Source organism: Janthinobacterium sp. SUN211, from assembly GCF_030587315.1.
GTDB classification, from domain to species: domain Bacteria; phylum Pseudomonadota; class Gammaproteobacteria; order Burkholderiales; family Burkholderiaceae_D; genus Janthinobacterium; species Janthinobacterium kumbetense.
The window spans coordinates 1,185,918-1,200,283 of record NZ_JAPWIC010000001.1 but is presented as its reverse complement, the minus strand read 5'-3'; the positions used below and the strand labels follow the sequence as shown (position 1 = coordinate 1,200,283).

Below are 14,366 nucleotides of genomic sequence, written 5' to 3'. Positions count from 1 at the left end.
ACAGGCTACTGTAGCGCCGGCAGGCGGCAGGGTTATTGACTTGCCGCAAGGATTGGCCGTCGCATCGCTGCCGCCGGAATTGACGCATAATAGACACTTCACCGTTGTCGACGAGGCCCGCCATGAACAGCGTCACGCTTGAATACACAGTCGTCACCAATCCCGACGCGTTCGTCGGCTTCAAGTATTACGTGAAGGCGGGGCAGGCATTCGATGCCGATGATTTCGCCTACTCCTACAAGCTGAAACGCTCCGACTTGGACCCGGACAGCGTGCTGGCCACGCGCGAGGCGGCGGCGAATTTGCAGCCGGGCGAGTGGCTGAGCGTGTCGCATTCGATTGCGGCGTAGCGATACGCCCGCGTGTTTCTACTCTAACTTTACCGGCCCGCCAGGGACATATGCACCTGACTCTTTCAGCATTTCCTGATATTTCCATTGTTCCAACCTTGCCTGAACACGCCCAGGCGCTCGCCACGCTGGTGGCGGAAAACCGCGAACACCTGCAAGCCTACCTGCCCGCCGTGGTGCAACTGGACTCGTTCGTCGAGGCGCAGGGGTATCTGCAGGCCGCTTGTGCGCGCGCGGCCAGCGGCGAAGTGCTGGAGTGGCATGTCTTCTTCGGCACGGCCTTGTGCGGCAGCATCCGCCTGAAAGACATCGATACAGAGGACCGCAAGGCGAAAATCGGCTATTACCTCGGACGCCAGTTCCAGGGCAGGGGCATCGCCAGCGCGGCGGTGCGCGCCGTTCTCGCGCATGCGTTTGGCGCGCTGCAATTGCACCGCATCGAATTGCAGTGCGCGGCCGGTAACGGGGCCAGCATGGCGCTGGCCGAACGGCTGGGGTTTGCGCACGAAGGCGTGCTGCGGCAGGCGGAACTGTTAAACGGCGTGTTTGTCGACCTGCATGTCTTCGGTTTGCTGCAGGCTGACTGCAGGCCGGATTGAGCTTCCTGCCATGGCTGCGGCGACCGCGGATCTTGCCTGGGTGCGCACTTCTGCCTATAATTGAGAATAATTCTCATTAAGTTTGTGCTGCCCGCCAGACCCGCCGCTCCATGTCCGCCGACCACGTCTCCCTGCATGATTTCGATGACATCGCCATTCTGTATCGCCAGCACCATGGCTGGCTGCGCGGCTGGCTGCAGCGCAAGGTGGGCAACGCCTTCGACGCGGCCGACCTGGCGCAGGCCACCTTCCTGCGCGTGCTCGCGCCGCAGGGCATGCAGGGCGTGCAGGAGCCGCGCGCCTACCTGACGACGATCGCCCGCAACCTGCTGATCAACCATGTGCGCCGGCGCGCCATCGAGCAAGCCTACCTCGACGCCCTTGCCCTGATGCCGGAGCCGGTGGCGCCGCCGCCCGAAGTGCGCCTGATGTTCCTCGAACGGCTGGTGGAGCTGGACCGGCGCCTGGCCGGGCTGCCGGCGCAGGCGCGGCAAGCCTTTTTGCTGGTGCAGCTCGACGGCATGGGGCAGCAGGAGGTCGCCGCTGAACTGGGCATTTCCCTGTCCACCGTCAAGCGCCATCTGGCCCGGGCGGCCCTGCGCTGCTTTTTCCCGGAGCAGCATGATGGATGAAGAGGCAAGCCTCGCCCTGGACGGAACGGGTGCCGCCGCAAGCGTGGCGCCCGCCGTGGCGCGGCGGGCCGTGCAGTGGTGGCTGGCGTTGCAGGGCGGCGACGCCACTGCCGCACAGCTGCAGGCATGGCAGCGCTGGCGCGCCGAGGAAGCCGAACATGAGCGGGCCTGGCAGCGCATCGAGGCCGTCAGCGGCCAGCTGGCCGGCATTCCGCCGCCGCTGGCCAGCGCCGCCCTGGCCGCACCCGCAGGCGCGCAGCGGCGCCGCGCGGTGCGCCTGCTCACGGCGCTGGTGGTGGCGGGCGGCAGCGCCGCCATGCTGCGCCAGACACCGGCGTGGCAGTCGTGGAACGCCGATGCCAGCACGGCCACGGGCGAGCGGCGCACGGTGCGCCTGCCGGACGGCGGCACGCTGGTGCTCAATACCGATAGCGCCATCCAGCTGCGCTATGACGCCAGCGAGCGCGCGGTGCAGCTGCTGCGCGGCGAGGTGCTGCTGCAGACGGCGCCCGATGCGCAGCAGCGGCCCTTCCGCGTGTACACCGCCGACGGCACGGCGCGCGCGCTGGGCACGCGATTCATCGTGCGCCAGCACGCGGGCTTCGTGCAGGTGGGCGTGCTGGAGGGGGCCGTCGAGCTGCGGCCTGCTGCGGCCGACGGCCAGCCACGCGTGCTGCGGGCGGGCGAGGAGGGCGGTTTTACGCGCGACGGCGTGGGCGCGGCGCATGCGCTCGATGCCGGCGCCGGTGCCTGGGCGGACGGCATGCTGGTCGCCGCGCACATGCGCCTGGATGATTTCCTGCTGGAGTTGTCGCGCCACCGGCGCGGCCACCTGGGATGCGATCCTGCGCTCGCGCACATGCTGGTGTCGGGCGCCTATCCGCTGGCCGATACCGACAGGGTGCTATTGGCGCTGGTGGAAGCCTTGCCCGTCGAGCTGCACTACCTGACGCGCTACTGGGTCACCTTGCGGCCGCGCGCGGCGAAAAAATAAACTGAAAATACATGGACTGTTTTTGTACGCTGCCTTGTCAAGGGAAGTGAGGGCGCAGGTATTGGCCCGTTCCACCCATCCCATGATACGAAGGCATGCCATGAACGACCGCAGCACATTCCCCCCATCCACGCGCTTGCTGGCCATGACGCCGCTGGCCCACCTGGTGCACGCCCTGTGCCTGGGCGCACTGGCCAGCCTGGCTGGCGCGCCGGCGCAGGCGCAAACGGCCGGACAGGCCGCGTCCTTGCGCCATTACGCCATCCCGGCCGGGCCGCTGGAAGCGACATTGAACCGGCTGGGACGTGAAGCGGGCTTGCTGATCGCCTTTGGCTCGGCCGCGACGGAAGGGCTGCGCAGCGGCGGCGTCAGCGGCAGCTACACGGTGGACGACGCGCTGGCGCGGGCGCTGGCCGGCACCGGGCTCGCTGCCGTGCGCACGGCCGGCGGCGGCTATGCGCTGCGTGCCGCCACTACGTCCGCTGCCGGCGCGGCGGCGGATGGCGTGCAGATGATGGCGCCCGTGACCATCAGCGCGCAGGCGGAAGAGGAAAACCCGTGGGGCAAGGCCAGCGGCTATGTGGCGCGGCGGGCCAGCACGGCCACCAAGACCGACGCTTCCCTGCTGGAAGTGCCGCAATCGGTGTCCGTCATCACGCGCGACCGCATGGATGACCAGGGCGTGCGCACCCTGAACGATGCCATCCAGTACACGGCCGGCTTGCGCAGCAACACGGCAGGCGCCAATCCTGCCGACGACAGCCTGTCGGTACGGGGCTTCAGCCAGTTCTCGGGCGCGTTCTACCTGGACGGCATGCGCCTGATGCCGATGGGGACGCTGGGCTTTTTCGGCGTGGAGCCGTACGGCGCCGAGCGCGTGGAAGTGCTGAAGGGCCCTTCGTCCGTGCTGTACGGCCAGAATGCGCCGGGCGGCATCGTCAATTTCGTCGCCAAGCGCCCCGCGGCGGACCAGGTAAACCAGGTCGAACTGTCGCTCGGCAGCTACGCGCGCAAGCAGCTGGCCCTCGACGTGGGCGGCAAGCTGGCCGACGACGGCAGCCTGCAGTACCGGCTGGTGGGGCTGGCGCGCCAGGCGGACCAGCAGATCGATTACATGCAGGACGACCGCTACTATCTGGCGCCCAGCCTGACGTGGGCGCCGAGCGCCCGCACCAGCATCACCTTATTGGGCTTTTTCCAGCAGAATCGCGCCATGCAATCGTCGAACGTGCAGTGGGAAGCCTTGAACGGCAGCAATCCCAACGGCCGCCTGCCGCTGAGGCGATTCCTGGGCGAGCCCGGCTTCGACCACGAGGAAACGCGCGTCGCGTCGGCGGGCTACGCGGCGCGCCACACGTTCGACAGCGGGTGGACGCTCCGGCAGAACTTCCGCTTCCTGCACGCGAATAACCATGAACAGTACATGTTTCGTTATGGCAACTTAATCGACCATGCGGTCACCAACCGCGAAATCGATACGCGCGACGGCAAGGGCAGCGTGTACTCGCTCGACACCAGTGTGACGGGCCAGGTGGCGACGGGCGCGCTGCGCCATGAGGTGGTTGCCGGCATCGATTACAGCCGCAGCAGTACTTCGTTCAGCTCGTATATCGCCGACGGTCCGCAGATCGATATCTACCGCCCCGTCTACGGCGGCGCGCTGGACCTGGCGGCGCTGGCACCCGATGCCCTGCGCCGCGAGCATAACCGGCAGCTGGGCGCCTACCTGCAAGACCGCATGCAGTACCGTAACTGGGTCTTCACCGTGGGCGGGCGCCAGGACTGGACGCGCCAGGAGCAGCGCAATCTGCTGGTATCGCCGTCGGCCACGACGGTGCGCAAACCCACGGCATTCACGGGCCGCGCCGGCATCACTTACCTGGCGGCGAACGGCCTGGCGCCTTACGCCAGCTACAGCGAATCGTTTTCGCCCGTCTCCGGCGCCGACCGCCATGACCGTCCGTTCGAGCCGGAAACGGCGCGGCAAGTGGAGGTCGGCGTGAAATACGCGCCTGGCGCGCACCTGTCCGTGACGGCCGCCGCATTCGAACTGCGCCGCCAGAACGTGCTGACGACGGACCCGGACGCACCGAATTTCTCCATCCAGCAGGGGGAGGTGCGCTCGCGCGGCATCGAACTGGAAGTGGCCGCGCAGCCGGGCAGTCAGCTGAAACTGCTGGCGTCCCTCACCTACAACCCCCTGAAGGTGACGAGGGCGAATCCGGACATGTGGGGCACGAACGTGCAGGGCAAGTCGCCGTATGAAGTGCCCCGGCAGATGGCTTCCGCGTGGGCCGATTACGCCTTCGTTGGCGGCTTGCGCGGGCTGTCGGCCGGCGCCGGCGTGCGCCACGTGGGCGCCAGCTGGGGCGACGCGGAGAACACCTTCCAGGTGCCGGCGTTCACCTTGGCCGACCTGTCGCTGCGCTATGACCTGGGGCAGGCGCGCAGCGACTGGCGCGGCTTGAGCGTGAGCATGACGGTGAAGAACCTGTTCGACAAATACCATGTCGCCTCGTGTTTCTCGGCGCGGGCCTGCAATTACGGCGAACAGCGCAATGTCGGCGTGCGCGTGGCCTACCTCTGGTAGCGCGCAGCCTTACGCAGGCGCAAACCAGGCGCGCAATTCCGCCTCGGCCCTCTGCGCCGTCTCCTGCGTCAGGGTCAGCACGATGATTTTTTCCCGTGCCGGGCGGTGCCCGTCGCCGCCGGCCAGCTCGATGGCTTGTTCGAAGCTCGTGTAGCCGTGGCCGCATTCATGCGGGCATTGCTGCACGATGCGGGCCGCCTTGCCGGCGTGCCGGTCCGCCAGGTTGACGATGGGATTGCCGTCATAAAACGGCTGGCCATTGGCGAACGCGGTGCGCAGATACGGCGTGCATTGGCCGTCGAGGAAGGCCAGGCGCGCCTGCCAGTACGCCTGCAGCGCCGTATACGTGGCCTGGTCCTCGAGAAAATCGGCAAACAGGAAGTCGTTCATTTTGCTTTCCTCGGCTAGATGCCGAACACTTTCAATATGGCGTCCGTGAAACCCTCGAACCAGCTGCCCGCCTTGCCCGGCTGCTTGCCGTGGCGCGGGGTTTCTTCGTACAGGTAGACGCCGTTGTCGCCGTCGAAGCGGTCGTTGAGCAAGGCTTGCTGGCCGCGCAGATACGGGACGAAGGTTTCGCTGCGCAGGGTCGAGTACAGCACGTCGGTGGTGAAACCCAGGGTGGCGGACTGGCTGATGGAACGCCCCTGGCCGGCCCGCTCCAGGCGCACGCCGCGGCAGCCGCGCACGAGCAGGGTGACGGGGCCGCGAAAGACGATGAAGCGCAGCTGCAGGGTGAGCCAGGCATGCAGGCTGCCCAGGCGCCAGTGGCTCGATATCGCCAGCGGCTGATTCGAGTCGCAGATCAGGCCCACGAGTCCCCGCGGCTGGAAGACCAATGCGCTGCCGGCCGGCAGGTGGACGACGGCCACTTCCAGCAGCGGGTCGTCGCTGGCGGATATCGTCACGCACGCTTCCTCGTCGCTGTGCAGGCGGGTCAGCGCCACCATGCCGGCGGCCAGGCTGGTGAACGGGAAGCGCCAGTCCAGCAGCCATTGCGTGCGCTTGTGCGTGCTGACGGGCGACGATTGCAGGTATTCGGGATGGATCAGCATCTGCTGGCCGGGCTGCAGCAGCAAGCCCTGCGAGACGGCGGAGATGCGCGATTCGCCCGGCGGCGGTAGTGGCAGTGAACTGCCCGCGACTTGCAGTTCGCGCGCGATCGACAGCGGCGGCAAACGGGAAGCGACGGGCGCCAGCACGAAGTAAAAGAAGGCCTTGATGGCGGCGGGCAGCAGGATGGCCGACAGCACCAGCAGGGCGGCCGTGGGCGCCACGTCCATGACGGGCGCGCGCCAGCGGGCTATCCAGTTGCGCGCCAATTGTCCTTCACCGGCCGCGATGGCCTTTTGTATGGGCGCCAGGGCGCCCTTCAAGGCTTGCTCGTCGATGGCAAATGGCGCCGGACGGGCGGCGTTGCCGGTGCGGGCGCGCTGCGCCGCCCAGGCCTGATACGCTTGCAGGTTGATGTCGCGCAAACGCTGACCCTGCGCTTCCAGCTGCGACAGCTGTGCGTAGGCGTCGCTGCCGGGCAGGCGCGCCGCCAGCGGGTGCTGTGCTTCCAGCTGCCGGCGCTGGCGCAGATTATTTTGCAGTGCAGCATATGCGCCCACGTGTTCCGCGTGCAGGCGCGCCAGCGTGTGCCGCGCATCTTCGCCGCTGACCGCCGCTTGCAGGGCCGTCAGATAGCGGGCTTCCTGCGCCAGCACTTCGATCTCCACGCGGCGCGCCGCTTCCTCCTGCGCGTGCCGGGCCAGGGTGTTCGCGTCGGGCAGGGGAAGGGTGAACAGCGACGCCTGCTGCCGCGCGCGCAAGGCCGTCAATTGCGCCTGCACTTGCGCCAGGCGGGTGGCGATGGCCGCGTGCGAGGCCGTCTGTGAGGCCTTTTGCAGGGCGTTGACCCGCGCCGTGGCGGCAGCGGCCAGGCCGGCGCCATGGCTGTCGGCGCCGTCGGCGGCCAGCTTGAGCGCGGCCACGGCCTCGCTGCCGGCGCTGTAGGCGCGCCATTCGGCCAGCAGCAGGCGCCCGGCCAGCAGGATGACGATGAACAGCGCAAACTGCAGCGCGTGGCGCAGCAGGAAGCGCAGGATGGCCGTCAGCAGCTGGCGCAAGGAGGAGTCGCCTTAGGTGGCCGCGCTATCGGCATCGGCGCAGCATTTTTTGTATTTCTTGCCGCTGCCGCAGTGGCACGGGTCGTTGCGGCCCGTCTTCGGCACTTCGCGCAAGACGGTGGCGCCGGGCTGGCTTTGGGCCTGGCTTTTCAGGTGGCGCTGGCGCGCCCAGGCGGCGTTGATGGCGATGACCGCGGGAATCACGCCATCCATGGCCGTTTCGGCCGCATCGTCGTCGAGCTCGCTGGCCGTGGCCAGGTACTGGAACGGCGTCAGGTACTCCGGGTGGCTGACGGCCAGGGCCGCCCACTGGGGCTTGTCCAGGCTCGTGCCCAGGACAAAGCCGGCGCACCAGGCGGGCACGCTCCATTCGGGGCCGCAGACGTAGATGGGCTCGAAGCTGTCCGGGTCCTTCGCCAGCCATTCGACCATGTAGGCGTGGTGGCGCTGCGCCAGGCTGGCCGCCCGTTCGCTGGCCTCGTCCTGTGCCGGCGAGGCGCTGCCGGCCGCCTTGTCCCAGACCCAGGGCAGCCATTGTTCCGGCGCGATCTGTCTCGGGCTCAGGGCGACGGCCGTGAGAAAACCTTCCAGCATCGACACATCCATGGCGCGGCTGTCCAGCGCGGGCGCGGCCAGCAGGGTGTCGAGTTCGGCGTATTCGTCGTCGGAGAGGGGCGTGGTGGTGGAGAGGCTGGACATGGAATTTTTCAGTAATGTGGGTGGATGGCCGCTGGCCCTGGCCGTATTGTACCGTCCGGCACGGGGAAAACGGCTGCTGGAATGAAAAACGGCGGCCCGCAGGCCGCCGTTTTGATCTACAACAAGACGCTTACTTCACGCCGTGCATCAGTTTGTTGATCAGCGGTGCGATCAGGAACAGGATCACGCCGGCACCCAGCAGGGACCAGAAGCCGAAGGTGTAGCCGGACAGGGCCGACTGTACCGACATGCCGCTTTCGCCGCTGACGTGGCTGGCGAAGATGCCGGACAGATTGTTGCCGATACCGGTCGACAGGAACCAGCCGCCCATGCCCAGGCCGACCAGGCGTACTGGCGCCAGCTTGGTGACCATCGACAGGCCGATAGGCGACAGGCACAGCTCGCCGATCGATTGCAGCATGTACACGGTCGCCAGGGTCCAGAACGGGATCTTGTTGTCGGCGCCAACCAGGCTCGACAGTGCGAAGATCAGCAGGCCGAAGGCCAGCGCATTGCCCAGCAAGCCCAGGCCGAACTTGCGCGGGATCGAAGGATTGACGTTGTGGCGCGCCAGGAAGACCCAGACGGCGGCGATGATCGGCGCGAAGACGATGATGGCGACCGAATTGACGGTCTGGAAGTAGGCGGTCGGGAAGATGGCGAAGCCCAGGTCGCGGTTGACGATCTTGTCGGCCAGGAAGGTAAACGAGCTGCCTGCCTGTTCGAAGAACATCCAGAACAGGATGTTGAAGACGAAGATCAACAGCATGGCGATGACGCGGTCGCGCGCCACTTTACCGTTGCGTATGCCTTCGATCATCAGCATCACGGCCAGGCCGACGAACAGCACGGTCAGGACGATTTGCAGCTTTTCAGCGCCGACGGTCAGCAGGAAGTACATCAGCGGGATCACGCACAGGGAGCCGACGGCCACCCAGACGACGCGCATCGGGCTGCCGGCACCGGCTTCCGGTGCGCCGATGCCCTTCAGGGCGCGGCGGCCGATGGCGAACCATACCAGGCTGATCAGCATGCCGAAACCGGAGGCCATGAAGACCATCTTGTACGCAGGCATGTCGCTGGTGCCGAAGATCGACCCGGCCAGCCATTGCGTAAAGACAGGGGCTACCATGGCGCCCATGTTGATACCCATGTAGAAGATCGTGAAACCGCTGTCGCGGCGCGGATCGGCCGTCGTGTACAGCTTGCCGACCATGGTCGAGATGTTCGGCTTGAACATGCCGTTACCGACGATCATGGTGGCCAGGCCCAGGTTGAAGATGTCCTGGTTCGGTACCGAGATGCAGAACAGGCCGGCAGCCATGAAGACGGCACCCAGCAGGATGGAGCGCTGGTAACCGATGACCCGGTCGGCGATGTAGCCGCCGAACAGGGCGCCGGCGTACACCAGCGCGAGGAAGGAACCGTAGGTAAGGTTGGCCGCTGCCTGTCCCGAACCGTCGCCGCCGTGGAACTGGGCCACGATGTACAGTACCAGCGCCCAGCGAACTCCGTAGAACGCGAAGCGTTCCCAGAATTCAGTCATGAACAACATCCACAATGGGCTTGGATGGCCCATAATCTGCTTGAACTCGGGAATAACGGCTTCCTTGTTGGGCGTAGTCGCACCGCTCATGCGGTTCCTCCTGAAAAATTATTATAGTCAATCGATACAACGAACTTATGGAAGCCTGCGGGCGGCGGGGACTCTCATGAAGAACCTCACGCACGGGAATTCCAATAGGCTGGCATTCTAATCTACAAATTGCGCTGAGCGAAGATTTCGATTCGCATTAGCAAGAATGACTGTTTCATATTGGTCAAACCGGTTTGCAGGCAAGGGCGGCCCCGGCGATTTTGCGGCGGCACAGCACAACTTGCCTGACTTGTCGTATATTGAGGCTGCAAGACCTTCGAGCATCGATTTTTAAAGGGATTTTTCGCATTATGGAACACGACGTTATCGATACTCTGGTTTCACCGGAAGGCCGCCTGGACGTGCTCTCCAAGACTGAAGTCAACAAACTGCTCGACACCAGCCAGGGCGGCCTGTACAACACTTTCCGCCGCTGCGCGCTGGCGGTCCTGAATTGCGGCAGCACCATCGACGATGGCCGCGCCCTGCTGGAGCGCTACCAATCGTTTGAAATCTCCATCATTCAGCGCGAGCGCGGCATCAAGCTCGACATCAAGGGCGCGCCGGCCATTGCCTTTGTCGACGGCAAGATGATCAAGGGCATCCACGAGCACCTGTTTGCCGTGCTGCGCGACATCATCTTCGTCAGCGATGAAGTGACGGGCAACCCGAAATTCGACTTGCAGAGCACGGAAGGCGTGACGGACGCCGTCTTCCACATCCTGCGCAACGCCAACGTGCTGCAAACCCAGCTCAACCCGAACCTGGTCGTGTGCTGGGGCGGCCACTCGATCAACCGTGCCGAGTACAATTATTCGAAGGAAGTGGGCTACCAACTGGGCTTGCGCGGCCTCGACATCTGCACCGGTTGCGGCCCTGGCGCCATGAAGGGCCCCATGAAGGGCGCCACCATCGGCCATGCCAAGCAGCGCCTGCACAATGGACGGTATCTCGGCATCACCGAGCCGGGCATCATCGCGGCCGAGTCGCCGAACCCCATCGTCAACGACCTCGTCATCATGCCGGACATCGAAAAACGCCTGGAAGCGTTCGTGCGCGCGGGCCACGGCATCGTCGTGTTCCCGGGCGGCGCCGGCACGGCCGAAGAGATTCTGTACATCCTCGGTATTTTGTTGCACCCGGACAATGCCGAGATTCCGTTCCCGCTGATCTTCACGGGTCCGGAAACGTCGCGCGAGTATTTCGTGCAGATCAACCAGTTCATCAGCGATACCCTGGGTCCGGAAGCGCAGCAGCGCTATAAAATCATCATCGACGACCCGGAACTGGTGGCGCGCGAAATGCTCGAAGGCATCCGCCAAGTGCGCGAATTCCGCAAGGCGCACAGCGACGCGTATTACTTCAATTGGCTGCTGAAGATCGACCACGAATTCCAGAAGCCGTTCCAGCCCACGCATGAAAACATGCGCAACCTGAGCCTGCACAAGAACCAGCCCACGCACTTGCTGGCGGCCCAGCTGCGCCGCGCGTTCTCGGGCGTGGTGGCAGGCAACGTCAAGGATGACGGCATCCGCTCGATCGAAAAGCACGGCAACTTCGAGATCCACGGCGACAAATCCATCGCCGGCCCCATGGATGCGCTGCTCGCTTCCTTCGTGGCGCAGCACCGCATGAAATTGGCGGGCACGGCGTACGTGCCTTGCTATACCGTGGTCCAGTAAGTCGTTTTTCAAGCAGCGCCGCCCGCCCCCTGCGTGTGCAAGGGGAGGGCGGCGCCTTTTCATCCGCGTTCCCAGCCATGCCCCCATCGTGTTCCTTCGCCGCCACAGGCAATCAAATCGCTTGCGTCATCGATTCGTGGGTGCTATCTTTGGAACCGGTTCCAAAATAAAAATATGCATATCAACAGGTAGTGGAGAGCAACCTTGGATTCAGTACGCGGCAATAAAAAGACAGTCTCCGGCGAGCCGGCACGGCCCGTGACCATCGCCCAGGTGGCGCGCGAGGCGGGCGTGTCGAAGACGAGCGTGTCGCGCTTTCTCGGCGGCGAACTGGACGCCCTGTCCGAAAACATCCGCCAGCAGATCACCAGCACCATCGCGCGCCTCGGCTACCAGCCGAACCAGATGGCGCGCGGCCTCAAGCGCGGCCGCACGCGCCTGATCGGCATGGTCGTGGCGGACATGCTGAACCCCTACACGGTGGCCGTGCTGCAAGGCGTGGAAGCGGCTTGCCAGCAACATGGCTATACCTTGATCTTGTGTAATACAGGCAATGACGAACAGCGCGAACGCCAGTCGCTTGCCGCGCTGCGCTCGTACAGCGTGGAAGGGCTGATCGTCAACACGCAGGGGCGCAACATCCAGTCGTCCGACTTGCAGCAGGCGGGCATGCCCATCGTGCTGGTTGACCGCCGCATCGAGGGTAGCGATTTCGACCTGGTGGGCCTGGACAATGTGCAGGCGGGCCGGCTGGCCACCGCGCATCTGATCGAACAGGGTTTCGACGCCATCGCCTTCGTCGCGCCGCCCTTGACGGGCGTCAGTTCGCGCCTGATGCGCGCCGAGGGTTTCCAGGCCGTGATGGCCGAACATCCGGAATGCGTGGGTGAAGTGCTGGCGGTGGACCTGGACGACCGGCCCTCTATCGACGCGCAGGTGCGTCTATGCCTGGCGCAGTGGCGCGGCCGCCGCGTGGCGCTGCTGGCGTCGAACGGCATGGTGGCGCTGGAACTGGCGCTGATGCTGCAACGCCTTGCATTGCGCATGCCGCAGGACGTGGGCTTGCTGGGCTTTGACGAATTGCCGTGGTCGCCGCTGGCGGGCCTGAGCACGATCGAGCAGCAGACGTACGAGATCGGCTTTTCGGCGATGACGTGCATGCTGTCTCGCCTGCAGGGCGATCAGTGCCCGCCGCGCGAGGTGCTGTTGCCAGGCAAGTTGATTGTGCGCAATTCCACCCGGAGCGGGGAAGTGCGCAAGGACGGCGATTGACGGAAAGAGGGCGTACGCCCTTTTTTTTGGAAAGGTAATGGAACCGGTTTCATGAATTGTATTCACACTGGAAAGGGGCGTGGATAGTCAGGCAGGGCAATGGCAGGAGGTTGGTACGACACGGCAAGAGACGATCTGAATCGTCCATTTGACAATATTCCCGGAAGCGCCTCGACGAGGCCGGTACCGGGATCACAGGAGACGGAAACATGAAGATGACCACACTGTTCTATTCGAAAATACTGGCTTGCGCACTGGCAGCCACGTGTGCCCTCGGCGCGGTGGCCGATGCCGGCGCCCAGACGCTTGGCGACTTGATCAAAAAAGGCAAGCTGACCATCGGCGTGGTCAGCGGCACGCCGCCGTTTGGCAGCATCGACGCCAAGGGCGCGCCCGTTGGCTATGACGTCGACGTCGCCAACCTGATCGGCAAATACCTGAACCTGCCCGTGGAAGTGGTGCCGTTGACGGCGCCGTCGCGCGTGCCGTCGCTGGAATCGGGCAAGGTCGATTTCCTCGTGGCCACCCTGGCGCCCACGCCGGAACGGGCCAAGACCCTGATGTTCACCATGCCCTACAGCGCGTTCGAACTGGCCATCGTCGCGCCGGTCGGCGGCAAACTCAAGGCCCTGGCGGACTTGAAGGGCAAGAAGGTGGGCGTGACGCGCGGCACCACGAATGACACGGCGCTGAGCCGCATGGCCCCGGCCGGCACCAGCATCGTGCGTTTCGAGGATGACGCCACCGTCACCCAGGCCTTGCTCAGCAAGCAGGTCGACGCCGTCTCGATTCCCAGCACGATGGCGCTGGACATCATCAAGACGCGCGGCGCGGGCAAGATCGAAGTCCGCTTCGCCTACTCGCTGCAGCCCAACTCGATGGCGGTGCGCCGCGGCGACTTCGAACTGCACCAGTGGCTCAACAACTTCATCTACTACGTCAAGCTGAATGGCGAACTCGACGCCATCGCGCGCAAGTGGAGCGGCGCGCCGCTGCCGGCGCTGCCGACCTTCTGATACCGCGACCCGCACAGGGAGAGTGTTCGTCCGCACGGCGCGCCGCCATGGTGGCGCGGCCGGGGATGCGCACGTAGACAAGGAGTTGAGTATGCCGTATGAATTTCATTTCGAACTCGTCATGCAATCGCTGGACCGCCTGCTGTGGGGCGCGGCGCTGACGATACGCCTGAGCGCCCTGTCCATGGTGCTGGGGCTGGCGGTGGGCGTGTGCGCCGCCGTCATCCTGAAGAACGGTCCCGCCTATGCCCGCGCGGCGGTGCGCGCGTATGTCGAGGTGATCCGCAGCACGCCGTTCCTGGTGCAGCTGTTCATCATCTACTTTGGCTTGCCGTCGCTGGGCCTGCAGCTCGACGCGAACGGCGCCGCCCTGGTCGCCATGACGGTCAACCTGGGCGCCTACGCGGCGGAAATCGTGCGCGCCGGCATCGGCGCCGTGCATCCGTCGCAGCTGGAAGCGGCGCAGGCGCTGGGCATGACGCGCTGGCAGGTGATGCGCCACGTGGTGCTGCTGCCGGCGCTGGAAAAAGTGTATCCGGCGCTGGCCAGCCAGTTCACGCTGATGATGCTCGCCTCGAGCGTCGTGTCGGCCATTTCCGCCGAAGAGCTGACCGCCGCCGCCCACCTGCTCGACGCGGAAACCTTCCGCAGCTTCGAGATCTACATCGTCGTGATGGTGCTGTACATCCTGCTGGCCCTGCTGTTCCGCTTCAGCTTCTGGGTGCTGGGCCAGATCGTCTTCAAACGCCGCCGCCGTCTGGGCGCGGTGCGCATGGGAGCATGAC

At 65.3% G+C, this 14,366-nt stretch carries 13 protein-coding genes; 9 read left to right on the top strand and 4 right to left on the bottom strand.

The genetic code is table 11. The features are described from left to right. The first annotated feature begins 122 nt into the window (after positions 1–122). The 5 genes from O3301_RS05230 (at position 123) to O3301_RS05210 (ending at position 5,165) form a co-directional block, all read left to right on the top strand. Complete coding sequence (locus O3301_RS05230) at positions 123–350, top strand: hypothetical protein (protein ID WP_077405728.1); 228 nt, start codon at positions 123–125, stop codon at positions 348–350. 98 nt (positions 351–448) lie between these two features. Continuing rightward, entirely contained in the window at positions 449–949 is a 501-nt protein-coding gene (locus tag O3301_RS05225) for a GNAT family N-acetyltransferase (RefSeq protein WP_305055760.1), read from the top strand. Positions 950–1,059: 110 nt separating this feature from the next. After that, positions 1,060–1,581: a sigma-70 family RNA polymerase sigma factor gene (locus tag O3301_RS05220; RefSeq protein WP_251348349.1), complete on the top strand. Its 522-nt coding sequence runs from the start codon at positions 1,060–1,062 to the stop codon at positions 1,579–1,581. Continuing rightward, positions 1,571–2,575, top strand: coding sequence for a FecR domain-containing protein (locus tag O3301_RS05215; protein WP_369812168.1), 1,005 nt, complete (start codon positions 1,571–1,573; stop codon positions 2,573–2,575). The genes O3301_RS05220 and O3301_RS05215 overlap by 11 nt, the downstream gene beginning before the upstream one ends. Positions 2,576–2,675: 100 nt before the next feature. After that, positions 2,676–5,165 carry a TonB-dependent siderophore receptor gene (locus O3301_RS05210; RefSeq protein ID WP_305055759.1) on the top strand — a complete coding sequence of 830 codons (2,490 nt, stop codon included), beginning with the start codon at positions 2,676–2,678 and terminating at the stop codon, positions 5,163–5,165. A 9-nt stretch (positions 5,166–5,174) separates the two neighbouring features. Here O3301_RS05210 and O3301_RS05205 read toward each other — a convergent pair whose 3' ends face one another. The 4 genes from O3301_RS05205 to O3301_RS05190 form a co-directional block, all read right to left on the bottom strand. Then, a complete protein-coding gene (locus O3301_RS05205; protein ID WP_305055758.1) occupies positions 5,175–5,555 on the bottom strand; it encodes a hypothetical protein in 381 nt (126 codons plus the stop codon). A 14-nt stretch (positions 5,556–5,569) separates the two neighbouring features. Then, complete coding sequence (locus tag O3301_RS05200) at positions 5,570–7,276, bottom strand: hypothetical protein (RefSeq protein ID WP_305055757.1); 1,707 nt, start codon at positions 7,274–7,276, stop codon at positions 5,570–5,572. A 12-nt stretch (positions 7,277–7,288) separates the two neighbouring features. Then, positions 7,289–7,975: a UPF0149 family protein gene (locus O3301_RS05195; RefSeq protein ID WP_305055756.1), complete on the bottom strand. Its 687-nt coding sequence runs from the start codon at positions 7,973–7,975 to the stop codon at positions 7,289–7,291. A 130-nt stretch (positions 7,976–8,105) separates the two neighbouring features. Further along, complete coding sequence (locus tag O3301_RS05190; protein WP_099667564.1) at positions 8,106–9,611, bottom strand: peptide MFS transporter; 1,506 nt, start codon at positions 9,609–9,611, stop codon at positions 8,106–8,108. Positions 9,612–9,922: 311 nt separating this feature from the next. Here O3301_RS05190 and ppnN point away from each other — a divergent pair, with 311 nt between their 5' ends. From ppnN to O3301_RS05170, 4 genes are all read left to right on the top strand, one after another. After that, complete coding sequence (gene ppnN / locus O3301_RS05185) at positions 9,923–11,293, top strand: nucleotide 5'-monophosphate nucleosidase PpnN (protein ID WP_070254173.1); 1,371 nt, start codon at positions 9,923–9,925, stop codon at positions 11,291–11,293. A 204-nt stretch (positions 11,294–11,497) separates the two neighbouring features. Further along, positions 11,498–12,565 (top strand): LacI family DNA-binding transcriptional regulator, encoded by a 1,068-nt coding sequence (locus O3301_RS05180; protein ID WP_305055755.1) that lies wholly within the window; start codon positions 11,498–11,500, stop codon positions 12,563–12,565. Between the two features lie 209 nt (positions 12,566–12,774). Further along, entirely contained in the window at positions 12,775–13,581 is an 807-nt protein-coding gene (locus O3301_RS05175) for a transporter substrate-binding domain-containing protein (protein ID WP_289910438.1), read from the top strand. A gap of 91 nt (positions 13,582–13,672) precedes the next feature. After that, positions 13,673–14,365, top strand: coding sequence for an amino acid ABC transporter permease (locus O3301_RS05170; RefSeq protein WP_305055754.1), 693 nt, complete (start codon positions 13,673–13,675; stop codon positions 14,363–14,365). Position 14,366: the final 1 nt, after the last annotated feature.

Bases quoted from the DNA above. Each gene is read 5' to 3' on its own strand.
- O3301_RS05230 (WP_077405728.1), top strand. From the start codon at position 123: ATGAACAGCGTCACGCTTGAATACACAGTCGTCACCAATCCCGACGCG.
- O3301_RS05220 (WP_251348349.1), top strand. From the start codon at position 1,060: ATGTCCGCCGACCACGTCTCCCTGCATGATTTCGATGACATCGCCATT.
- O3301_RS05215 (WP_369812168.1), top strand. From the start codon at position 1,571: ATGATGGATGAAGAGGCAAGCCTCGCCCTGGACGGAACGGGTGCCGCC.
- O3301_RS05210 (WP_305055759.1), top strand. From the start codon at position 2,676: ATGAACGACCGCAGCACATTCCCCCCATCCACGCGCTTGCTGGCCATG.
- O3301_RS05205 (WP_305055758.1), bottom strand. From the start codon at position 5,555: ATGAACGACTTCCTGTTTGCCGATTTTCTCGAGGACCAGGCCACGTAT.
- O3301_RS05195 (WP_305055756.1), bottom strand. From the start codon at position 7,975: ATGTCCAGCCTCTCCACCACCACGCCCCTCTCCGACGACGAATACGCC.
- O3301_RS05190 (WP_099667564.1), bottom strand. From the start codon at position 9,611: ATGAGCGGTGCGACTACGCCCAACAAGGAAGCCGTTATTCCCGAGTTC.
- ppnN (WP_070254173.1), top strand. From the start codon at position 9,923: ATGGAACACGACGTTATCGATACTCTGGTTTCACCGGAAGGCCGCCTG.
- O3301_RS05175 (WP_289910438.1), top strand. From the start codon at position 12,775: ATGAAGATGACCACACTGTTCTATTCGAAAATACTGGCTTGCGCACTG.
- O3301_RS05170 (WP_305055754.1), top strand. From the start codon at position 13,673: ATGCCGTATGAATTTCATTTCGAACTCGTCATGCAATCGCTGGACCGC.